The sequence below is a fragment of the Streptomyces sp. NPDC059010 genome (genome assembly GCF_042740355.1).
Taxonomy (GTDB): Bacteria; Actinomycetota; Actinomycetes; order Streptomycetales; family Streptomycetaceae; genus Streptomyces.
Genome location: NZ_JBHYJA010000025.1, coordinates 20,474 through 42,075, shown reverse-complemented (window position 1 = coordinate 42,075; position 21,602 = coordinate 20,474). Strand labels below are relative to the sequence as shown.

Annotated in this window: 17 protein-coding genes and 1 pseudogene; 3 read left to right on the top strand and 15 right to left on the bottom strand. The window is 71.3% G+C overall.

Going from position 1 to position 21,602, the window contains the following annotated elements; genetic code table 11:
- Nucleotides 1-113 precede the first annotated feature (113 nt).
- From ACFWYS_RS26190 to ACFWYS_RS26170, 5 genes are read right to left on the bottom strand one after another with little or no spacing between them, the layout of a single operon-like run.
- Nucleotides 114-1,601 (bottom strand): HAD-IA family hydrolase, encoded by a 1,488-nt coding sequence (locus ACFWYS_RS26190; RefSeq protein WP_384773605.1) that lies wholly within the window; start codon nucleotides 1,599-1,601, stop codon nucleotides 114-116.
- A 38-nt stretch (nucleotides 1,602-1,639) separates the two neighbouring features.
- Nucleotides 1,640-2,722 (bottom strand): ABC transporter ATP-binding protein, encoded by a 1,083-nt coding sequence (locus ACFWYS_RS26185; RefSeq protein WP_384773602.1) that lies wholly within the window; start codon nucleotides 2,720-2,722, stop codon nucleotides 1,640-1,642.
- 23 nt (nucleotides 2,723-2,745) lie between these two features.
- Nucleotides 2,746-3,588: an ABC transporter permease gene (locus ACFWYS_RS26180; protein WP_384773600.1), complete on the bottom strand. Its 843-nt coding sequence runs from the start codon at nucleotides 3,586-3,588 to the stop codon at nucleotides 2,746-2,748.
- Nucleotides 3,576-4,508: an ABC transporter permease gene (locus ACFWYS_RS26175; protein ID WP_384773597.1), complete on the bottom strand. Its 933-nt coding sequence runs from the start codon at nucleotides 4,506-4,508 to the stop codon at nucleotides 3,576-3,578. Before ACFWYS_RS26175 ends, ACFWYS_RS26180 begins: the two co-directional genes overlap by 13 nt.
- Complete coding sequence (locus ACFWYS_RS26170; RefSeq protein ID WP_384773594.1) at nucleotides 4,505-5,677, bottom strand: ABC transporter substrate-binding protein; 1,173 nt, start codon at nucleotides 5,675-5,677, stop codon at nucleotides 4,505-4,507. The genes ACFWYS_RS26175 and ACFWYS_RS26170 overlap by 4 nt, the downstream gene beginning before the upstream one ends.
- Before the next feature lie 227 nt (nucleotides 5,678-5,904).
- On the opposite strand from ACFWYS_RS26170, the gene ACFWYS_RS26165 reads away from it, so the two are divergent.
- Nucleotides 5,905-6,645 (top strand): GntR family transcriptional regulator, encoded by a 741-nt coding sequence (locus tag ACFWYS_RS26165; RefSeq protein ID WP_384773591.1) that lies wholly within the window; start codon nucleotides 5,905-5,907, stop codon nucleotides 6,643-6,645.
- Nucleotides 6,646-6,772: 127 nt separating this feature from the next.
- Here the strand turns inward: ACFWYS_RS26165 and ACFWYS_RS26160 are convergent, their stop codons facing one another.
- From ACFWYS_RS26160 to rpe, 7 genes are all read right to left on the bottom strand, one after another.
- A complete protein-coding gene (locus tag ACFWYS_RS26160) occupies nucleotides 6,773-7,225 on the bottom strand; it encodes an Lrp/AsnC family transcriptional regulator (RefSeq protein WP_030947984.1) in 453 nt (150 codons plus the stop codon).
- Nucleotides 7,226-7,235: 10 nt separating this feature from the next.
- Nucleotides 7,236-8,708, bottom strand: a complete 1,473-nt coding sequence (locus ACFWYS_RS26155) for an amino acid permease (protein ID WP_384773587.1) — start codon at nucleotides 8,706-8,708, stop codon at nucleotides 7,236-7,238.
- Nucleotides 8,709-8,940: 232 nt separating this feature from the next.
- On the bottom strand, nucleotides 8,941-9,438 hold the full coding sequence (locus tag ACFWYS_RS26150) for a GNAT family N-acetyltransferase (RefSeq protein WP_384773585.1): 498 nt from the start codon (nucleotides 9,436-9,438) through the stop codon (nucleotides 8,941-8,943).
- A 93-nt stretch (nucleotides 9,439-9,531) separates the two neighbouring features.
- Entirely contained in the window at nucleotides 9,532-10,974 is a 1,443-nt protein-coding gene (locus ACFWYS_RS26145; protein WP_384773795.1) for a GuaB1 family IMP dehydrogenase-related protein, read from the bottom strand.
- Between the two features lie 131 nt (nucleotides 10,975-11,105).
- Nucleotides 11,106-11,420, bottom strand: coding sequence for a barstar family protein (locus ACFWYS_RS26140; RefSeq protein WP_384773582.1), 315 nt, complete (start codon nucleotides 11,418-11,420; stop codon nucleotides 11,106-11,108).
- 105 nt (nucleotides 11,421-11,525) lie between these two features.
- Complete coding sequence (locus ACFWYS_RS26135; RefSeq protein WP_384773579.1) at nucleotides 11,526-12,569, bottom strand: sugar-binding transcriptional regulator; 1,044 nt, start codon at nucleotides 12,567-12,569, stop codon at nucleotides 11,526-11,528.
- A gap of 78 nt (nucleotides 12,570-12,647) precedes the next feature.
- Nucleotides 12,648-13,334 (bottom strand): ribulose-phosphate 3-epimerase, encoded by a 687-nt coding sequence (gene rpe, locus ACFWYS_RS26130; protein WP_384773576.1) that lies wholly within the window; start codon nucleotides 13,332-13,334, stop codon nucleotides 12,648-12,650.
- Nucleotides 13,335-13,468: 134 nt separating this feature from the next.
- Between rpe and ACFWYS_RS26125 the strand changes: the two are divergent.
- Nucleotides 13,469-15,653 (top strand): annotated as a pseudogene (locus ACFWYS_RS26125) (MMPL family transporter).
- A 7-nt stretch (nucleotides 15,654-15,660) separates the two neighbouring features.
- On the opposite strand, the gene ACFWYS_RS26120 reads toward ACFWYS_RS26125, so the two are convergent.
- Both ACFWYS_RS26120 and fmt read right to left on the bottom strand, forming a co-directional pair.
- On the bottom strand, nucleotides 15,661-17,079 hold the full coding sequence (locus tag ACFWYS_RS26120) for an RsmB/NOP family class I SAM-dependent RNA methyltransferase (protein WP_384773573.1): 1,419 nt from the start codon (nucleotides 17,077-17,079) through the stop codon (nucleotides 15,661-15,663).
- A 75-nt stretch (nucleotides 17,080-17,154) separates the two neighbouring features.
- Nucleotides 17,155-18,087 (bottom strand): methionyl-tRNA formyltransferase, encoded by a 933-nt coding sequence (gene fmt / locus ACFWYS_RS26115; protein WP_384773570.1) that lies wholly within the window; start codon nucleotides 18,085-18,087, stop codon nucleotides 17,155-17,157.
- Between the two features lie 354 nt (nucleotides 18,088-18,441).
- Here fmt and ACFWYS_RS26110 point away from each other — a divergent pair, with 354 nt between their 5' ends.
- Nucleotides 18,442-18,984 (top strand): hypothetical protein, encoded by a 543-nt coding sequence (locus ACFWYS_RS26110; RefSeq protein ID WP_190073945.1) that lies wholly within the window; start codon nucleotides 18,442-18,444, stop codon nucleotides 18,982-18,984.
- Nucleotides 18,985-19,234: 250 nt separating this feature from the next.
- Here ACFWYS_RS26110 and ACFWYS_RS26105 read toward each other — a convergent pair whose 3' ends face one another.
- A complete protein-coding gene (locus ACFWYS_RS26105; RefSeq protein ID WP_384773567.1) occupies nucleotides 19,235-21,424 on the bottom strand; it encodes a primosomal protein N' in 2,190 nt (729 codons plus the stop codon).
- Nucleotides 21,425-21,602: the final 178 nt, after the last annotated feature.

Here is a 21,602-nt window from a genome sequence, read left to right as displayed (position 1 = left end):
TCCCGGAAGGGCGGTTCGGACGTCGTCGGTACGGCGTCCGAGGCGGCCCTCGGGAGGCACGGCTGGTGGATCAATGTCGCCAGGTCATGGCACCGATGGTAGGCCGGTCCGGCTCATTCGCGCAGTTCCCGTAGCGAGAACGTGGTGATCACGGCGGCGTGGTCGGAGGGCCACTCGTTGTGCTCGACGTCCGGCCAGGGGCGCGGGTCGCCACCGACGTAGGTCTCGGAGTCGACTACGCGCAGCCCCCTGTGCAGCACGAAGTCGATCCTGTCCTGTGGCTCCGGGCGCCCGCTGCCGTCCTCGTGCAGGACATGGATCGGCGACCAGGTGTGGCCGGGCCGGGTGGCCGGGTCCGGGTGGGCCTCACGGTAGGAGTCGCTCAGTCCCGCCTCCTGCGCCGCCTTCGTCACCGGCCACTCCACCTCCGGCCAGTCCAGGTGGGAGGGGCTGTTGAAGTCGCCGACGAGGACGACGGGCACGGCGGGGTCGGCCGCCTCCTCGATCCGGCGCAGCGCGTCCCGCATCTGGGCGAGCCGCACCTCCTCGTGGGCGATCAGCTCGGCGGCCGCAAGCCCGTCGAAGGCGGACTCGTACGGCCCGTAGGGCGTGTAGTCGAGGTGTGCCGTCCAGATGTCGACCTGCCGCTCCCCGACCCCGATCCGGACCCCGGCCGCTCCGTAGAACCCGATGTCGGGGTCGCCGAAGGCGGCCGTGATCGGGTACCGGCTGATGACGCCCAGGTTCTCCCCCGCCCGGTGGTGGTACCAGCCGAGGGCGTCGGCGAGGTCCTGGGCGGCGGTGCCGTACGTCTCCTGGAGGCCGACGACGTCGACGCCGGTCTCGGCGATGACCTTGAGCTGCTTGGCCAGGTGGTCGTGGACCTTGGTGCCGCCGTACCAGAGGTTCCAGCTCATGACGCGCAGCTCGGGCGAGGGCGGGGCGGCGGTCGGCAGGGTGCGCAGCCGTTGCGTGGTGACGCCCTCCAGGCTGGGGAGGACGGTCCGTCCCGGTGCCGGCTCGATCGGGGCGAGCGAGGGCACCGCGAGCACCGTGCAGCCGGCCGCCTCCGCCGAGCTGACGCCGGTGCGGGTGTCCTCGACGGCGACGCAGGCCGCCGGGTCGACGCCGAGGGCACGGCAGGCGGCGAGGTAGGGATCGGGGGCGGGCTTGGTGCGGTCGGTGTCGTCGGCGGTGACGGAGACCGCGAAGCGGCTCGCGCCGAGGGCTTCGAGGACGGTGTCGGCGACGGCTCGGGGCGAGGCCGTGACCAGGGCCGTGGGGACGCCGTCGCGGGCGAGGGCGTCGAGCAGGTCGAGGGCGCCGGGGCGCGGGACGATGCCGGTGCGGACCCGGTCGGCGAACTCGCGGTGGAGTGCCTCGGCGAGGTCGGCGGAGGGCGCGCCCGTGGCCGCGGCCAGCCAGTCGGCGGTGTGCTCGACGGGCCGGCCGAGCACCTCCGGCTCGTCCGCCTCGGTCAGGGCCCGGCCGGCGACCTGCTCCACCGCCTCCCACCACAGCCGCTCGGTGTCGACGAGCGTGCCGTCCATGTCGAACAGGACGGCCTGGAGCGGGAGTTGAGTCACAGTTGTCTCTTTCATGTGCACGCGTGGGGGGGGATCGGTAGGTCGTACGAGGGTCAGCGGCTACGTTCGGCCACCAGCACGGGCCGCTCGGGCAGCGACACGCTCACCGCGGCCCCGGCGCCGAGTGCGGCGCCCTCGTGGGCGGGCAGGTCGGCCTTCACCTCGGTGCCGTCGGCGAGCCGTACGGTCAGCCGGGTCGTGGCGCCGAGGAACGACGTGGCGGCCACGCGCGCGTCGGAGGTGTCGTCGGCGCGTACGGCCACGGCTTCCGGCCGTACCAGCACGTCCACCTCGGACACCGGGGGCGCGTCGCCGTCGACGGGCAGCCGCCGGCCGAGCACCTCGACACCGCCGTCGACGAGCGTGCCCGGAATCCGGCTCATCGTGCCGACGAACTCGGCGACGAAGGCCGTGGCGGGACGGCCGTACAACTCGGCGGGCGCGGCGCACTGTTCGAGCCGTCCGGACCGCATGACGGCGACCCGGTCGGCCATGGACAGGGCCTCCTCCTGGTCGTGGGTGACGAAAAGGGTGGTGATGCCGAGCTCCTGCTGGAGCCGTCGGATCTCCTCGCGGAGCGTCAGACGCACCTTGGCGTCGAGCGCCGACAGCGGCTCGTCCAGCAGCAGGACGCGGGGGCGCAGGGCGAGGGCGCGGGCCAGGGCGATGCGCTGCTGCTGGCCGCCGGAGAGCTGGTGCGGGTACCGCTCGCTCTTGTCGGCGAGACCGACCAGCTCCAGCAACTCGGCGGCACGGGCGCGTCGTTCGGCGGTGCGCACCTTGCGCATGCGCAGCCCGAAGGCCACGTTGTCGAGGGCGTTCAGATGCGGGAACAGGCTGTACGACTGGAAGACCATGCCGGCGTCGCGGCGGTGCGCGGGGACCCGGGTGACGTCCTCGCCGTCCACCAGCACCTCGCCGGAGTCGGGATGTTCGAACCCGGCGAGCATGCGCAGGGCCGTGGTCTTGCCGCAGCCGGACGGGCCGAGGAGGGCGAGGAGTTCACCGGGCTCGACGGCGAGGTCGAGGCCGTCGAGGGCGACCGTGCCGCCGAAGGCGCGGCGCAGGCCCCGGAACTCGACCGTGGCGGCCGCGTCGGCCGTGGCGGCCTTCGGCTGGGGTGCAGTGAGTGTCATCTTCCGGGTCACCTCTGGTCGGATCACTTCTCGGTGGTGGTCGGGGAGGGGGTGCGCCCGCCGGCGGCGGCGATGCCGAGCAGCAGCAGCCAGGTCACGAACAGGCTGAGGACGGACACCGCCACGGACATCTGCGCCTGCGAGCCGCCGATGCCGACGATCCAGACGGCGAAGGGCCGGAACTTCAGGATCTGGGCGACCGTGAATTCGCCGAGCACCAGCGCCAGCGTGAGGAACGAGGCGTTCAGCAGGGCCCCGCGAAGGTTGGGCAGCACCGCCCGGACCAGCGCCTGCGCCCAGCCGGCGCCGCAGTTGCGGGCCGCCTCCACGAGGGTGGGTACGTCGATCGACCGCAGGCCGGCGTCCAGCGCCCGGTACACGAACGGCAGGGCCATCACCGTGTAGGCGAGGACGAGCACGACGGGGAAGTCGGGATTCTGGACGGCCACGAAGGTCTGGAACAGCGGGGTCGTGGAGAAGTACTCGGGCCCCCACTTCAGCACCGTGGCGATGCCCGCGACGAAGGCGATCGGCGGCAGGACCAGCGGCAGCGCGCAGACGATCTCCACGACCGCGCGCAGCCGCCGCGCACCGAGCCGCAGGGCGACCATGGCGGGCACCATCAGCAGCAGGACCAGCGCGATGGTGGCGGCGGCCAGTTCCAGGGAGAGCACCAGGCTGGAGACGAAACCGTCGGCGCCGAGGATCTGCTCGTAGACGTCGAAGTTCACCCCCTGGCCCGGTACGTCGACCGTGAAGATCACGGAAGCGGCGAGCGGCAGCAGGAAGTAGACCGCGGCGCACAGCAGGACGACACCGCGCCCGGGGCGGACCTTCCCGACGCCGCGACTTGTCAGGCGAGCCATCGGGCACTCCGTCGTTGCAGGGGCAGGTACACGGCCATCACGAGGCCCGCCACGAGGACCATGTCCAGGCTCAGGGCCAGCGCCACGTTCTCCTGGCCGACCAGGACGTTGCCGGCGAGGGCGTCGGCGATCTGCAGGGTGACCAGCGGGATCGAGCTGCCGACCATGGCGGCCGCGGTGGCGTACGCGGCGAAGGCGCTGCCGAAGAGCAGCACGAAGCCGCCGAGCAGCGAGGGGGCGAGCACGGGCAGCGCGACGTGCCGCCAGTACTGGGCGTTGGTGGCGCCGTTGTTCCGGGCGGCCTCACGCCACTGGACCCTGAGGCCTTCGAGCGCCGGGGTGATCGTGAGGACCATCAGCGGGATCAGGAAGTACAGATAGGCCAGCGTCAGCCCGGAGAAGCTGTAGAGGCTCCACCCCTTGTCGGTCAGGTCGAGGCGACGGGTGAGGAAGCCCGAGTTGCCGAGTGTGGCGACGAAGGCGAAGGCCAGCGGCACACCGCCGAAGTTGGCGAGGACCCCGGAGGCGGTGAGCACGGCCTCACGCAGCACCCTGGACCGTGAGGTGACCACGGCCTGCGCCAGCAGCAGTCCGCACACCACGCCGATGGCCGCGGAGAAGGCGGAGAGCTTCACGCTGCCGATCAGGGCGGTGAGATACGCGCCCTGCATCGAGGCGGTCACATTGGCCACGCCGTACGAACTGGCCCCCGTGACCGGGTCCTTGACGGTGAAGGCACCGTCCAGCATGGCCAGGGCGGGGATCCCGAAGGCGAGCGCCACGAAGGCGAGCAGCGGGACGACGGCGAGCCCGCCCCCGACGCGGCGCCGCCGCCCGGAGCGGGCGGCGGCCGCGGCGGCGTCGGTACCGGTGTGCGCCGAAGCGGCAGGGGCGACGGTCGCGTCGGTATCCGTCGTCATCCGGAGACAGCCTTGCCCCAGCCCGCGCCGAGGACTTCCTTGGCCTTGGCCTGCTGGGCCTCGGTCGGGAAGGCCGCCGTGCCCGAGACCTCGGGCAGCTTGGCCGCGGCGGTCTTGTCGAGCGTGCCGGCCTTCTCCATCGCGGGCATGAGGGCCGGGCGGGCGTACCCCTTGAGCCAGAGGTTCTGGCCCTCGGCGCTGTAGAGGTACTCCTGCCAGAGCCGGGCGGCCGCCGGATGCGGGGCGTCCTTGTTGATGGCCTGCGAGTAGTACTGGGAGAACTTGCCGTCGGTCGGGACCGCGACCTTCCAGTCCAGCCCCTTGGACCGGAACTCCTCCGCGTATCCGGCGTTCAGGTAGTCCCAGTCGATGCTGATGGGCGTCTCACCCTTCTCGACCGTGGCCGGGGTGGACTCGACCGGCGTGTAGTTGCCGTTCTTCTTCAGCTTGGCGAAGAAGTCGATTCCGGGCTGGAGGTCGTCGAAGGAGCCGCCGTTCGCCAGGCCGGCCGCCCACACTCCGGCGAAGGCCGAACCCGACTTGGTGGGGTTGCCGTTGAGCGCGACCTGGCCCTTGTACTGCGGCTTCAGCAGGTCCTTGAAGGTGGTCGGGCACTCCTTGACGCGCTTCGCGTCGCAGCCGATGGAGATGTAGCCGCCGTAGTCGTTGTACCAACGGGCCTGCGCGTCCTTCTGCGCCGCCGGGATGCCGTCGAACGACGCCACCTTGTAGGAGGCGAACAGGCCCTGCTGGGCGCCGCTCAGCGCGAAGGACTGCCCGAGGTCCAGCACGTCGGGCGCCCGGTCCTGGCCCTTGAGCGTGGTGACCGCGCTGATCTCCTCCTGGCTGGCCCCGTCCGGATTGTCGACCTCGACCTTGATGCCGTACTTCTTCTGGAAGCCGTCGATGAGGGCGCCGTAGTTGGCCCAGTCACGCGGCAGGGCGATCGCGTTGAGCTTGCCCTCCTTCTTGGCCGCCTTCACCAGCGCGTCCATGCCGCCGAGGTCGGCGGCGGAGGTGGCCGTGGCGATGCTCTTGCCGTCGGCGGTGGTGGACGCGTTGTCGGGGGCGGCGCCACAGGCGCTCAGGGCGAGCGCGGCGACGACGGCGAGGGGGCCGCCGAGGGCGGCGGTTCTCGGCAGGGCTGTACTCGACAAAAACGTGGACACGGTGGCTCCAGGGGACGCGCGAGGGTGCAGGAGGGTTCTTGCCCAGGAAAGACGTCGAACTTGTCTGAACAAGTTGGCCCCAGTAGGCCCGCCGATGGTGACACGTTCATGAACACTGGCGAAAGCCTCCACCCTGAATTTGTGCACACTCCCCACCGACACAGATCACCGAACGATCTCGATTAGGCTGGTCACGCTGTGCACAGCAACCGACTCAGAGGGGAAGCATGGCGGCGCGACACGAGGAGATCGCCGACGAACTGCGCCGGGCGATCGACCGCGAGGAGTACACGGTCGGCAGTCTGCTGCCCGCCGAGACGGACCTCGCGTCCCGGTACGGCGTCTCACGCGGCACGGTCCGGCAGGCCGTCGCCGCACTGACCGCCGAGGGCCTCATCGGCTCACGCCAGGGCGCCCGCCGCGTGGTGCTGGCCAGCCGCCGCAGCCAGAGCTTCGCCGAGCTGCGCAGCTTCGCCCAGTGGGCGCGGGCGATGGGCCGGGAGGCGACCGGCCAGGTGGTCGAGCAGGAGTACCGCCCGGCGACGAAGGAGGACGCCGTACGCCTCCAACTGAGCGCCGGGACCCCGGTGTTGCACGTCCTGCGGGTGCGCGGCCTGGACGGCGAACCGGTGCTGCTTGAGCGCACGGTCTACGCCGACTGGATCTCCCCCGCCGTCGAGGCCATCGAGCCCGACTCCCCGTCCGTCACCCAACGCCTGTACGACGACACGGGCCTGGTCTTCGCCTACGGCGAGCACGTCATCGACGCGGTGGCGGCCGGCGCCCAGGACGCCGAACTACTGGGCATCCGCCGCACGAGCCCCCTCCTGCGGGTACGACGCGTGACGACGACCCGCGAGGGCCGCCCGGTGGAGTGGTCCGACGACCGCTACCGCTCGGACGCTGTGAGCTTCAGCGTCCACAACTCGATCGACAACAACGCCCTCGCCCGAAAGACGGCCGACTGAGGTTCTCCCCCGAGCGGCCATAGGGCTCCACGAGACTTCTCCCATGGACTGAAGAAGCTCCACAACAACGCCGCTCAGGGGCGCGGAGAACTGCGCGACAAGCCCCCACGCAGCCGCAGACGACACACTACGTAGGCGACCCGGAAGAAAACCGCCGCAACAAGGGCGACAGCACCAGCACAGACTTGGTCCGCTCCACGAACGGCTCCCCAGCGATCCGCTCAAGCACCCGCTCGAAATGCCGCATGTCAGAGGCGAAGACCTGCACCACCGCATCCGCCTCCCCCGTGACGGTGGACGCGGCCACAACCTCCTGATACCGCTCCAGCCCCCGCCGAATCGTCTCCGGCGAGGTGTTGTGCCGGCAGTAGATCTCGACGAACCCCTCGGTCTCCCAGCCGAGGGCCGACGGATCCACCCGTACGGTGAACCCGGTGATGGCCCCGGTGGCACGCAGCCGGTCCACGCGCCGCTTCACGGCGGGCGCGGACAGGCCGACCAGTTGCCCGATGTCCGCGTAGGAGCGGCGGGCGTCCTCGGCGAGGGCGTGCACGATGCGTTCGTCGAGATCGTTCAGCACTGCTGGTGGTTCACTTCACTTCTGACATGGCAAGACGGGAACGGCGATAGCCGTACAGGAAGTAGAACACGAGACCGGCCGCCATCCAGCACCCGAAGACCACCCAGGTCACGGTGTCCAGGCTGAACATGTTGTACGCGCAGAAACCGAAGCCCAGAATCGGCAGCACCGGACCGAACGGCACCTTGAACGTCCGCTCCAGCTCGGGCCGCTTGTAGCGCAGCACGATCACCGCGATGTTGACCAGCGCGAAGGCGAACAGCGTGCCGATGCTGGTGGCGTCGACGAGCTTGCCCAGCGGGATGAGGGCGGCGAGGGCACCGCAGAACAGGGACACGATGACCGTGTTGAGACGCGGCGCGCCGGTCTTCGCGTGGACCTTGCCGAGCGCCTTGGGCACTAGGCCGTCACGGGACATCGCGAAGAGGATGCGGGTCTGGCCGTAGAGCACGGTCAGGACGACGCTCGCGATGGAGATGACGGCGCCGAGGGCGAGCAGGGTGCCCCAGAAGGTCTGGCCGCTGACGTCGTTCATGATCGCGGCGAGGGAGGCCTCGGAGCCCTCGAACTTGGTCCAGTTCCAGGCGCCGACGGCGACGCCCGCGACCAGGACGTACAGCACGGTCACGATGATCAGCGACAGCATGATCGCGCGCGGCAGGTCCTTCTTGGGGTTCTTGGCCTCCTCACCGGCGGTGGAGGCGGCGTCGAAGCCGATGTAGGAGAAGAAGAGGGTGGCACCCGCGGCGCTCACACCGGCCATGCCGAGCGGCATGAAGTCCTCGTAGTTGCCGGACTTGAAGCCCATGAAACCGACCGAGCAGAACAGCACCAGCGCGACGATCTTGACTGCGACCATGATCGTGTTGGCGCGGGCGGACTCGCGGACGCCGCCGAGCAGGAACACCATCGCCAGCATCACGACGATCAGCGCGGGCAGGTTGATGATCCCGCCCTCGCCGGGCGCGGAGGACACCACGGACGGGATGGTGACGCCTATGGTCCCGTCGAGCAGCTCGTTGAGGTACTCGCCCCAGCCGACGGCGACGGCGGCCACGGACACGCCGTACTCCAGCACCAGACACCAGCCGCAGACCCAGGCGACGAGCTCGCCCATCGTTGCGTACGCATACGAGTAGGAGGAGCCCGCGACCGGGATGCTGCCCGCCAGCTCGGCGTAGGACAGGGCCGAGAAGAGCGCCGTGAGGCCGGCGATCACGAAGGCCAGGGTGACGGCGGGGCCGGCCTCGGGGACGGCGTCGCCGAGGACGACGAAGATGCCGGTGCCGAGGGTGGCACCGATGCTGATCATGGTGAGCTGCCACATGCCCAGGGAGCGCCGCAGGGACCCTCCCTCACCCTGGCCACCCTCGGCGACCAGGTGTTCTACGGGCTTGCGACGCAACAGGCGCGCGCCGACGCCCGGGGACGCGGGGGCGGCGGTCTGGCTCTGGTTCTGCGGTGGTGCGCCTTGGTCGAGCACGCGCTGGCTCCTTATCGCTGCCAATCTGGGCGGCGGGAACCGACGGCACCCCCACGAGCAGGGACCCACCGAGCGGGGTTCCCGCCACGCCACGTACGAGGCGACAGCCTATGAGGCGCGGCGTTGCTGGTGAAATGCAGCAACCTTGCGCATGCCCGCAAGATCATTGCGTTCCTGGGGGCTGGATGGGTGTTCGTTGCGCGGCGGCTTTCGACCGTTGCGCAAGGGCCGTTCAGAGGGGCTCTTTGACCAGGAACGCGCAGGGGTCGACGCACTCGCGGATCGTGCCGTCGACGTCCTCGTACGAGTAGCGGTCGAGGTAGTCGACCAGGGGCCGGTAGCCGAGCCGGGCGTAGAGAGCGGCGGCCCGCGGGTTGTCCTTCGCGACGCCGATGCCGGCGACGGTCAGATCCCGCGCCCGGGCCAGTTGCTCGGCGGCGCCCACCAGCGTGGTCCCGATGCCGTGTGAGCGCAGTTCCTCGGGCCACACGGCGAGGCCGCCGATCTCCGGGCAGCCGGGACGCACGGCCCGCACCCGCGGGTCCGCGCAGCCGGTCCAGCGCATCTCCGTGTGCCCGACCGGCCGCCCGTCCAGCCAGGCGACCAGATACGTGCACTCCCCCGCCTCCTGGCGCGCGAACCGCCGGGCGTGGAACGAGGTACGCCCGGGCGAGCCCATGTGCAGGTCGAGCAGCGCGACATCGGCGGCCGTGCAGGCGGTGATCTCCATGCCCCGACGGTAGACCGCGGAGATGCCGAACGGCCCCCTGTTTTCCCGGCGGGCGGGTCAACGGGGGCCGTGCGCAAGGTGGTTGAGGAGGCGTCAGCTCCAGCTGGCGTGCAGCGGCTTGCCCTCCGCGTAGCCGGCGGCGCTCTGGATGCCGACGACGGCCTTCTCGGCGAACTCCTCCAGGGAGCCGGCGCCCGCGTAGGTGCAGGACGACCGGACGCCCGCGATGATCGAGTCGATCAGGTCCTCCACGCCCGGGCGGGTCGGGTCGAGGAACATGCGGGACGTGGAGATGCCCTCCTCGAACAGGGCCTTGCGGGCGCGGTCGTACGCCGACTCGTCCGACGTACGGTTGGCCACGGCCCGCGCGGACGCCATGCCGAACGACTCCTTGTAGAGCCGCCCGCTGGAATCCTGCTGAAGGTCGCCCGGCGACTCGTAGGTGCCCGCGAACCAGGACCCGACCATCACGTTGGACGCACCGGCGGCCAGCGCCATGGCGACGTCGCGCGGGTGCCGGACACCGCCGTCGGCCCACACGTGCTTGCCGTACTTCTTCGCCTCGGCGGCGCACTCCAGCACGGCGGAGAACTGCGGCCGGCCTACGCCGGTCATCATGCGGGTGGTGCACATGGCGCCGGGTCCGACACCGACCTTGATGATGTCGGCACCGGCCTCGATCAGATCCCGCACACCCTCGGCGGCGACGATGTTGCCCGCGGCGATCGGCACCTGCGGGTCGAGCGCCCGCACGGTCCGGATCGCGGCGATCATCGACTCCTGGTGGCCGTGCGCGGTGTCGATGACCAGCGTGTCCACGCCGGCGTCGAGCAGCTGCTTGGCCTTGCCCGCCACATCGCCGTTGATGCCGACGGCGGCCGCTATGCGCAGCTTGCCGTTGGCGTCGACGGCCGGCGTGTACAGCGTGGCACGCAGGGCGCCCTTGCGGGTGAGGATGCCGACGAGGCGGCCGTCCTTGTCGACGGCGGGGGCGTAGCGCCGGTTGTGGTGGTCGAGGGTGTTGAAGGCCTCGCGCGAGTCGAGGTCCGCGTCGATGATCAGCAGATCCCGGGACATGACCACTTCGAGCTGCGTGAAGCGGTCCACGCCGGACAGGTCGGAGTCGGTGACGACACCGATCGGCTTGTGGTCCTCGTCGACGACCACACCGGCGTTGTGCGCCCGCTTGGGCAGCAGGGCCAGCGCGTCGGCGACGGTCTGGTGCGGGGCCAGCACGATCGGGGTGTCGAGGACGTGGTGGCGGCTCTTCACCCAGCTGATGACGTCGGTGACGACCTCGATCGGGATGTCCTGCGGGATGACCACGAGGCCGCCACGCCGGGCCATCGTCTCGGCCATACGGCGGCCCGCGATGGCGGTCATGTTGGCGACGACCAGCGGGATCGTGGTGCCCGTGCCGTCCGGGGAGCTGAGGTCCACGCCCTGCCGCGAGCCGACCGCGCTGCGGCTCGGGACCATGAAGACGTCGTCATACGTCAGGTCGTACGGGGGCTGGATGTCGTTGAGGAAACGCACGTGCTGCACATCCCAGTCGATCAGAGGTGGCCCCCGGACAGGTCAGCCAGGGGGAAGAGCACGTACTTCATTGTCCCATGCTGACCGGAATGCGATGCACGGTCACATCATCCAAGCAGGTCAGAGGTCCCTTAGGAGGAACCTCCAAGAGCAAGCAGCACGGAGAGCTCCGACGTGCGGTCCACCGCCTCGGAGAACACCTCCTGGGCGGTCTCCCACTCGTCGGGCCGCGCCTTCGCGTACGGCCGCCAGTTCCGTACGACGACCCGCATGCCCTGCTCGACGGCGCCTTCCGGCCACACCGTGCGGTCGGAGAGGGAGTCGGCCAGCGCGTCCCAGTTCCGCCCGAACCAGTCGGGCAGCCGAAGATCGCGGGCGCAGCGGTCCATCAGGCCCGCCTTGTCCGTGACCCCGTCGAGGTCGAGCGTGACCACGAGCTCCGTCATCCCAGTACCGCCCAGGTCGTAGTGATCATCGAATGAACGCATCGTCGAACGAACCAAATGAACGAGGGGACGGCCCGTTCGACCGCCCCCCCTGCTGACATCCCGTCAGTGCCCGTCCGGGTCGGCCCTGTTGAGTGCGGGCTTCGGCGTCGAACCGGCCGCCATCAGCACATCCGCCGCCGAGGTGTCCGTCACCAGGCTGGTGACGAGCCCGGACCGCAGCACCGCGTCGATCGCGGCCGCCTTGCGCGCGCCGCCCGCGATGGCGACGACCTCCGGGATACGGCGCAGCTGGTCGGCCTTGACCGTGATGCACCGCTCCCCCAGGTCCCGCCCGACCCGGCGCCCCTCGGCGTCGAAGAGGTGCGCGGACATCTCTGCGGCGACGCCGAGCGAGGCGTAGTGGGCCCGCTCCTCGTCGCTGAGCATGTCGTGCACCGTCGAGATGCCGGGCTCCCAGGAGCCGATGGAGACACAGGCGACCGTGACCTTGTCGAAGTACTCGAAGGCCCGGGCGATTCCCGTCTGGTGGCGCAGCGCCGCCGCGGTGGCCGCGTCCGGCAACAGCATCGGCGCGTAGATGGGGTGCGCGTCACCGCCGGAGACCTGTGCGGCCCGCCGTACGGCCTCCACCGAACCGCGCTCGGCGGTCCCGGCGTCGTAGACGCCCGTCAGCTGCACCACGGTGCACGGCGGCAGCCGGTCCAGGGCCGCCGCCATGTGGATGGTGGACCGGCCCCACGCCAGTCCCAGCACATCCCCCTCGTTCACCAGCTCGCCGAGCAGATCGGCTGCCACTTCTCCCAGGTTCTCGGGGTCGGGCGTCTCCTCGGCCTCGGCCGGCGACTCGACCACGACTGCATGCCTGAGGCCGTACCGGGCGCGCAGCGCGTCCGAGCGGTCGGCGTCCAGCTCGGCCGGCACACGGATCTCGATGCGCACCAGATCCCGTTCGAGAGCGGTCTCCAGGACCCGGGCCACTTTGAAGCGGCTGACGCCGAACTCCTCGGCGATCTGGATCTTGGACTTCCCCTCCAGGTAGAAGCGGCGGGCCATGGCCGCCGCCTGCACCAGCTCAGCGGGTCCCATCCGCATGGCTGACCGGCCCGCCGACATACCCGACACGGCGATCTCCTCACTGCTGTTCACACTCTGGATTCGCCGTTCATCCTTGCAGATCCGGCGCTCTTGATCCGCCCTGATGGGCGCCGTTCACGTTCCCTTGGCTCAGTGGTCGCATGCCCAGGCGGCGGTCCGCGTGACCGCCTCCGCCTGAGCACGCAGTGCACGGACCGCTTCGGCCGGGTCCTCGGCCCCGTACACCGCCGACCCGGCGACGAAGACATCGGCGCCCGCCTCGGCGCACTGCTCGATGGTGGAAGCCGCGACGCCACCGTCCACCTGGAGCCACAGCTGCAGGCCGTGCTTGCTGATCAACTCGCGGGTGCGGCGAATCTTCGGAAGCATGATGTCGAGAAACGCCTGACCACCGAAGCCCGGCTCGACCGTCATGATCAGCAGCATGTCGAGCTCGGGCAGCAGATCCTCGTACGGCTCGATGGGCGTCGCGGGCCTCAGCGCCATGGAGGCGCGGGCGCCCTTGGCCCTGATCTCCCGGGCCAGCCGCACGGGTGCGGCGGCGGCCTCGACATGGAAGGTGACGGAGGAGGCCCCCGCTTCCACGTACTGGGGCGCCCACCGATCGGGGGCGTCGATCATCAGATGGCAGTCCAGCGGAGTGTCCGTCGCACGGGCCAGAGACTCTACGACCGGCACGCCGAGCGTGAGGTTCGGGACGAAATGGTTGTCCATGACGTCGACGTGGAGCCAGTCGGCTCCTTCGACCGCCTTCGCCTCGTCCGCGAGGCGGGAGAAGTCGGCGGACAGGATGCTGGGATTGATCTGCACGGCCATGACCCAAGCCTGCCATGCCTGAGCACGAATGTTCGCGCCGGTACAGACCTAAGACGTTCATCGGATGTTGTGTTCGGGTCGCGCGTGCCATGCTGGGCCGCCGATCGGATCGTTGTGCGGCTGCGGGGGTGGCCATGACGGAGATCCAGGAGAAGAAGCAGCAGACGCAGCCGGGACAGCGGGGCATCGCGCATCTGGTCTGTGGGCGACGCGCCAAGTGGGTGGTGCTCGTCCTGTGGCTGGCGGTGCTGTTCCTGACGGCGCCCTTCGCCCAGAAACTCACCGACGCCCAGGACAACGACGCGGCCTCCTGGCTGCCCGGCTCCGCCGAGTCCACCCAAGTCCTGCAGATCTCCGAGAACTTCAGGCCGGAACAGATACCGGCGGTCGTCGTCTACGCCCGTGACGGCGGTTTGACGGCACAGGACCGGGCGGCGATCACCGAGGACGTGGCCCGGCTGAAGCAGCTGACCGACCACGGCATCCGGGGCGCCGAGACCCGGGGCCCGGTCTTCGACCGGCGGATCGACCCGCGCGCGGCCCAGGTCCAGGTGCCGATCACGATGGACGAGCAGGGCTGGGAGCGCATCGCGCCTGCCGTCGACTCCATCAGGGACATCGTCGGCACGGGCGGCGCCGGGCTCGCCGTGCACATCACGGGCCCGGGCGGCACGTCCGCCGACTTCTCCGAGGCCTTCGAGGGCATCGACTCCACCCTGCTGCTGTCGGCGATGGCGGTCGTCATCGTCATGCTCCTGATCACCTACCGAAGCCCGACCCTGCTCCTGGTCCCGCTGCTGTCGGTGATCGCCGCCCTCTTCACCGCGCAGGCCATCATCTACTTCCTGGCGCAGCACGCGGGCCTCACGGTCAACGGCCAGAGCGCGGGCATCCTCACCGTCCTGGTCTTCGGCGCGGGGACGGACTACGCACTCCTCCTGGATGGCCCGCTACCGGGAAGAACTGCGCCGTCACGAGGACCGCCACGAGGCGATGGCCCTCGCCCTGCACCGCGCGGGCCCGGCGGTGATCGCCTCCGGCCTGACCGTCGTCCTGAGCATGCTGGTGCTGCTGGCGGCGGAGATGAACTCGACGAGGGGCCTGGGTCCGGTCGCCGCGATCGGCGTTGCGGTCGCCCTGATCGCCATGATGACCCTCTTCCCCGCCCTCCTCGTCATCTTCGGCCGCTGGATCTTCTGGCCGGTGATCCCCCACCTGGGCACGGAGAACCCGGACGAGCGAGGCATCTGGGCCCGCATGGGCCGCCGTATCTCCCACCGCCCCCGGATGGTCTGGGCGGTCACCGCCATCGCCCTCGCGGTCTGCTCCCTCGGCCTGATCCAGCTGCGCGCCGAGGGCCTGAGCAACGCCGACGCCTTCACCGACAAGCCGGACTCGATCACCGGCCAGGAGGTCTCCGCGCGCTACTTCCCGGCGGGCAGCGGCGACCCGCTGGTCATCGTCAGCAACCAGGCGCAGGCCGTACAGGTGGGCCGCGCGGTGGCCGCGACGCCAGGCGTCGTCCCCGAGTCCCTCGGCCTCCCACCGGGCACCAAGCCCTCCTACGAAGGCCAGGTGCTCTTCGAGGCGACGATGACCGCTCCCGCGGACAGCGAGAACGCGAAACAGACCGTCGAACGCGTACGGGACGCCGTCCACACGGTGCCGGACGCCGACGCCCAGGTGGGCGGCGGTACGGCGGCACTCCTGGACATGGACCGGGCGACGACGCACGACAACCTACTGATCATCCCGTTGGTCCTGCTGGTCGTGCTGCTGATCCTCTGCGCACTGCTGCGCGCCCTGATCGCCCCGCTTCTGCTGATCGGCACGGTGATCCTGTCGTTCACGGCCGCCCTCGGCATCAGCGCGCTGGTCTTCCGCCACCTCTTCGACTACGCGGGCGAGACGACCGACTTCCCCCTCTTCGTCTTCGTCTTCCTGGTGGCTCTGGGCATCGACTACAACATCTTCCTCACGACCCGCATCCGCGAGGAGGCGACCCACCAGGGCACCCGCCCCGGCGTGGTCACGGGCCTGGCCGCCACCGGCGCGGTCATCACCTCCGCCGGCCTGGTCCTGGCCGGCACCTTCGCCGCCCTGGGCACCCTTCCCATGGTCGCCTTCGCCGAGATCGGCTTCGCGGTCGCCCTGGGCGTACTCCTGGACACCTTCATCGTCCGCTCGGTCCTGGTGACGTCGCTGTTCCTGGACGTGGGCCCGAAGGTGTGGTGGCCGCACCGGCTGGCGCGGGAGGACGGGGGCGGGGCGACGGCACCGGAGCGGCCCCCGGAGAGCGCCGCACAACGGGGCGACTGACCGGGCCTCAGCGCACCTTCCGCATCAGCGCCAGGTACATCGCATCCGTCCCGTGCAGGTGGGGCCACAACTGCACATCGGGCCCCTCGCCCAGATCCGGCACCCCGGGCAGCAACGGCCGGGCATCGATCAGCTCGAACTCGGACCGCTGCTTCAGCACGTCGTCCACCACCACCCGGGTCTCGGCAAGATGCGGCGAACAGGTGGCGTACCCCACGACGCCCCCGACCCGCACCGAGTCGAGCGCAGTGCGCAGCAACTCCCGCTGCAGCGGCCCAAACCCTTCCAGATCCTCCGGCCGACGCCGCCAGCGGGCCTCGGGCCGCCGTCGCAACGCGCCGAGCCCGGTGCACGGCACGTCCACCAGTGCCCGGTCGAAACTCCCGGCCCGCCAAGGCGGCCGCGTCCCATCAGCGGCGATCACCTGATACGGCCCCGGATTGCCGTGCAGAGCCTTGGCCACCAGCCCCGCCCGATGCGGCTGCTTCTCGGACGCGAGCAGCATGGCGCCCCGCTCGGCGGCGAGCGCACCGAGCAGCGCCGCCTTGCCCCCGGGCCCGGCACACCCGTCCAGCCACCTGGCGTCGGCCCCGTCCAGCGGAGCGTTGGCGAGAGCAAGGGCGACCAACTGGCTCCCCTCGTCCTGCACACCCGCACGCCCGTCCCGTACGGCCTCGATGGCGCCCGGCTCGCCGCCCTCGCTGAGCCGCACGGCATAGGGCGACCAGCGCCCCGCCACCGCGGCGTCCTCCGCGAGCAACTCCTCGGTGGTCGCCCGCCCCGGCCGCGCGACCAGCGTCACCTCGGGCCGCTCGTTGTCGGCCTCCAGCAGGGCCTCGATCCCGGCCCGCCCACCGCCCAGCGAGTCCCACAGCGCGCCGACGACCCACCGCGGATGCGAGTGCACGACGGCGAGATGGTCCTCGGGGTCCTCGTCGTAGGGCGGAGCGACCCGCTGGATCCACCCGTCGAGATCGTCCTGAGCGACCTTCCGCAGCACGGCGTTGACGAACTTGGCCCGACCGTCGCCGAGCACGACCCGGGCGAGCTCGACGGACGCGGACACGGCGGCATGCGAGGGAATCCGCGTCCCCAGCAGCTGGTGCACACCGAGGCTCAGCACATCGAGCACCGGCGGGTCGACCTCCCGCAACGGCCGGTCCACACACGCGCCTATGACGGCGTCGTACGTCCCCTGGCGCCGCAGCGTCCCGTACACCAGCTCGGTCGCGAGCGCGGCGTCCCGCCCGTCGAAGTCGCCCTTCTCCCGCGCCTTGCGCAGCAGCGGCGGCAGCACGAGGTTGGCGTACGCGTCCCGCTCGTCCACGGCGCGCAGCGCCTCGAAGGCGAGGAGACGGACGGGGTCCTTCTTGGGCCGTCGGTAGGGCTTGCCGGGTCTACCGGGCCGACGGGAGGTGTCGCTCACGAAAAAGGTGCTCCGGATTGCTGGATGAGATGTACGACCAGCCTACGTCGCGGTGTCGGCCCTGCGTACGGCCGGTTACGCCCCGAGCCTCTCGTCGTCACCGATCCGCACGCCCCGCGCCCAGTCCGCGGCCCGCATCGGCTTCTTGCCCTGAGCCTGCACCCACAGCAGCTCGACGGCGTACGACCCGGTCCCGACGTACACGTTGTTCTTCCCGACGGACAGCTCACCGGGCGCGAGGTCGTCCCGCCCCGACACCGGCTGCACCTGGATCAGCTTGAGCCGCTCACCACGGAAGACGGTCCAGGCACCCGGCGCGGGGGTGCACCCGCGCACGACACGGTCGACGCGCAGCGAGGGCGCGCTCCAGTCGATGCGGGCGTCCTCGACGTTGACCTTGGGCGCGAGGGTGATCCCGTCGGACGGCTGCGGTACGGCCTTCAGCGTGCCGTCCTCGATCCCGTCCATGGTCGCGGCGAGCAGCCCGGCGCCCGCGAAGGCGAGCCGGGTCAGCAGGTCACCGCTGGTGTCGGTGGCCCGGACCGCCTCGGTGACGGTGCCGTAGACGGGCCCCGAGTCCAGCCCCTCCTCGATGAGGAAGGTGGAGGCGCCGGTGATCTCGTCCCCGGCCATGATGGAGTGCTGCACGGGCGCGGCCCCGCGCCAGGCGGGCAGCAGCGAGAAGTGCAGATTGACCCAGCCGTGGGCCGGGATGTCGAGGGCGACGCGCGGCAGCAGGGCACCATACGCGACGACGGGGCAGCATTCGGGCGCGATCTCCCTGAGCCGCTCCAGGAACTCGGGGTCCCGGGGCTTGGCGGGCTTGAGCACCTCGATCCCGGCCTCCTCGGCCCGCTCGGCCACCGGACTCGCCACCAGCCTGCGCCCACGCCCGGCCGGTGCGTCGGGCCGCGTGACGACGGCGGCCACGTCGTGCCGCCCGGAGGCGATCAGGGCGTCCAGAGCGGGAACGGCGACCTCGGGGGTACCGGCGAAGACAAGCTTCATGGGTGTGCACGGGCCTCTCGGGCGGGTTGGCTGGGGCAACGCACAAGTCTATGTGCGCACCGCGCAGGGGCCCATCCAGCCTCCCGGCCAACTTGAGCGGGTAGAGCGGGCGGTGCAGGTGGAGCGGGGTGGGACGGGTGGAACGGGTAGTGCGCGGGCGGTCGGCGGACCGAGTCCGAGGACATCGAGGCGCGCACACCCATCCAGGGGCGTAGGCATATGCCCACACGCCCCCATTGCGTGACCCGCAGACCACTCCCGCGTTGGTCAAGAAAGAGTTGACCACAACGGGCCGCACGCACGCGCCGTACCCGCGGCCCTCTCCTTTTCAACGCCGGTTCGAGAGGCTTGTTCATGGCCGACCACGCAACCCACGACGCCCAGGCTCGGGCCAGCCTGCACTTGCTGGTGCGGGACATCGAGCGGGTCCGCCGGCAGGTGGACGCACTGCGGACGCTCACCGCACAACTGGGCAACGTCTACCGCCCGCGCCGCTCCGGTCCCTCCACGGGCTTCGTCGTCTACGGACGCGCCCCCGCCCCGACGGTCCGTCTCGCCCAGGAGCTGCGGGACAGTGTCGAGACCCTGGTCACGGCAGCCGTGGACTTCGACCGCTCACTCGGCTTCTCCTGGGACGCAGTGGGTTCCGCCCTGGGCGTCACCAAGCAGGCGGTCCACCGCCGCTACGGCGCACGCCGCGCCGCAACCCAGGCGGCAGCCGAGGCCGAGCGCACGACCGAGCCCTCGGGAACCCGTACGGTCAACGTCACCACCGCTCTCCCCACGGTGCCGACGGTCCCTGCGGCGCGCTCCATGCCGACGCAGCCCACGGCAGGCAGCCCCGGCCTCCGCGACGAGGCCAGGCCCACGGCCTTCCCCGGCCCTCGCAACGGCTGACGCCCCCCTCACTCTGCCCTCCCGGAGCGCACCCGGGAGGGCAGAGCTATGCCGGGTGACAGGGCAGGGGGGTGGGAGACGGGAAGCGCGGGGCGGAAGCGCGGGAGGCGGGAAGCGGGAAGCGGGAAGCGCTCAACACCTGGCACAAGGAACCCGGCGCCTGCCATCCGACACGCCACACCCGGCACCCGGCGACCCGGCGACCAGCGACCAGCGACCAGCGACCAGCGACCAGCGACCAGCGACCAGCTCACCCAATATCAGGCGGATCGATCCGAACCCGCACCACGGCCTCCCCAGCCCCACCTGCGCCTCCGGCACCGCCTCCGCTCCCGCCCCCACGAGCCATCCGCGCAGCCTGCGCAACCTTCAACGCGGACGCCAGCGCAGCACCCCGTCCCGGCGGCACCCGGATCAACATCCGGTCCCACTGCTCCCCGGGCGGCGGCGCCCCCACCCGCCGCGGTCGCCCGACCGGCGTGACAGGCACCGGCACGGGCCCCAACAGCTCGGCCTCCGGCGGCAGTTCGGCCGTACGGAGGAACTCGGCGACCGCCTCACCCGGGCCGGCCACGGAGGCCATCCGGGACACCGGCGGGAACCCCAGCTCGGCCCGCTCGGCAAGCTCACGCACGGCGTGCCCGACGGGGTCCCATCGCACCAGCGCCTGCACGGGACGCAGCGTGGGCTCGGCGACGACCACCACCGTGCCGCCGGCCCCCTGTGGCCGTACCAGCGAGGCAGCCCCGATCCAGCGCCGCAGCGCGTCCTCCCCCGCCCGCAGATCGGGCCGCCCGAGCATGGCCCAGCCGTCCAGCAGCAGGGCGGCCGCATAACCGCCCTCGGCGACGGGCTCGGCCCCCGGCGTACTGACGACCAGCGAGGGCGTCCCCGGCACGGTGTCCAGCACATGCTCACGCCCGGAGGTCCGCACCGGAACGGCGGGAAAGGCCCGGCCCAACTCCTCGGCGGTCCGCCGCGCCCCCACCACCTGGGCCCGCAGCCGGAACCCACCGCAGTCCGGACAGTGCCAGGCACCCTCGTCCCGCCCGCACCACCCGCACCGGAGATCGGCCCCGGAGCCCTGCGCCTCCAGGGGTCCGGAACAGTGTCGGCACCGGGCGGGCGCCCGGCAGTTGGCACAGGCCATCCGCGGCACATACCCCCGCCGGGGCACCTGCACGAGCACCGGCCCGTGCCGCAGCCCTTCCCGCACCGCCTGCCAGGCAAGGGTCGGCAACCGAGCGGCCCGAGCGGCCTCGTCCCGCGCGAGATCGCCGTCCCCCACGGTCCGTACGAGCGGAGCCGCGCCCCGCACCCGCTCCCGCCCGGCGACGAGCGGCCGGGCCCAACCGGTCTCCACGAGCTGGGCGGCCTCGACGGTGCAGCTCCAACTCCCCAGCAGGAAGCCGCACTTGTCCTGGGCGGCCCGTAGCAACAGCACTTCGCGCGCGTGGGGCTGCGGGGCATGCTGCTCGCTGTGGCTGTCGTCGCCGTCGTCCCAGAGGGCGACCAGGCCGAGGTCCCGCACGGGCGCGAACATGGCGGCCCGAGTCCCCACGACCGCCCGCACACTCCCCCGCCGCACCGCGAGCCACTCCCGATACCGCTTCTCGGGTCCGGCGTCGGCGGTCAGCACCGCATGCCGCCCCTCGCCCATCAGCGAGGTCAGGGCGGCGTCGACCCGCGCGACGGCCCGTCCGTCCGGCAGGACGACGAGCGCCCCGCGCCCGGAGGCCAGCGTCGCGACGACGGCCCGGGCCAGTTCCTCACTCCACTCGGGCCCGGGCAGCGCATTCCACACGGCACGCGGGGCGCCCCCGGCGGCAAGCGCCTCCAGGAACCCGGCCCCCCGCTCATACCGCTCCCAGGACCCCGCCTCGGGCGGGCCGGGCGGGGCAAGCGGCTCCGGCGAAGGCTTCTGCTCGGCCCGCGCGCTGCGCGGCGGCACGGCCAGCTGCAGCACATCGGCGAGCCCACCGGCGTACCGATCGGCGACGGCCCGGGCCAGCCCCAACAGCTCCTCGCTCAACACCTGCTCGGGCGAGACGACTTGGGCAAGGGCCGCCAAGGGCCCGGAGTACTCGGACTCGGCAACGCGCTCGACGAGGAACCCGTCGATGAGCCCCCCGCCCTCACGCCGCCCCTCCCGCACCCGATGCCGCCCGGCCCCGAACCGCACCCGCACGCGCACCCCGGGCTGCGCGTCCGCATCCAGCTCCTCGGGCACGGCATAGTCGAAGTACCGATCAAGGTGCAGCACACCCTTGTCGACCAGCACCCGCGCCACGGGCCGCTCCTTGGCCAGCGCGGCCCCCCGCCACGTCCGTGGCTTGGCCCGCGGCACATCGGCCTTGCGCACGCTCTCCCGAATGAGCGCAAGCTGCTCGGGCGGCGCCCCCTCGGCGCCACCACCCGACTGCCCGTTCTCGCTGCTCACGCTTGCATTCTTACCAAACCCCACTGACAACCGACGCCCGCCCGAGATCAGCTCGGCCCCCGACCACATAGGCCCGTACGAACCCACAAGCCCGCCCCGCCAGCCATTTCCGATCACCGATTCGGCCCGAAACGATCACCGAGGCTTGAATCCGCCCTCCATCGATCAGAACTGGAAA

Coding starts and splice junctions, on each gene's coding strand:
- ACFWYS_RS26190 (WP_384773605.1), bottom strand. CDS start 1,601: ATGAAAGAGACAACTGTGACTCAACTCCCGCTCCAGGCCGTCCTGTTC.
- ACFWYS_RS26185 (WP_384773602.1), bottom strand. CDS start 2,722: ATGACACTCACTGCACCCCAGCCGAAGGCCGCCACGGCCGACGCGGCC.
- ACFWYS_RS26180 (WP_384773600.1), bottom strand. CDS start 3,588: ATGGCTCGCCTGACAAGTCGCGGCGTCGGGAAGGTCCGCCCCGGGCGC.
- ACFWYS_RS26175 (WP_384773597.1), bottom strand. CDS start 4,508: ATGACGACGGATACCGACGCGACCGTCGCCCCTGCCGCTTCGGCGCAC.
- ACFWYS_RS26165 (WP_384773591.1), top strand. CDS start 5,905: ATGGCGGCGCGACACGAGGAGATCGCCGACGAACTGCGCCGGGCGATC.
- ACFWYS_RS26150 (WP_384773585.1), bottom strand. CDS start 9,438: ATGGAGATCACCGCCTGCACGGCCGCCGATGTCGCGCTGCTCGACCTG.
- ACFWYS_RS26140 (WP_384773582.1), bottom strand. CDS start 11,420: ATGACGGAGCTCGTGGTCACGCTCGACCTCGACGGGGTCACGGACAAG.
- rpe (WP_384773576.1), bottom strand. CDS start 13,334: ATGGCCGTGCAGATCAATCCCAGCATCCTGTCCGCCGACTTCTCCCGC.
- fmt (WP_384773570.1), bottom strand. CDS start 18,087: ATGAAGCTTGTCTTCGCCGGTACCCCCGAGGTCGCCGTTCCCGCTCTG.
- ACFWYS_RS26110 (WP_190073945.1), top strand. CDS start 18,442: ATGGCCGACCACGCAACCCACGACGCCCAGGCTCGGGCCAGCCTGCAC.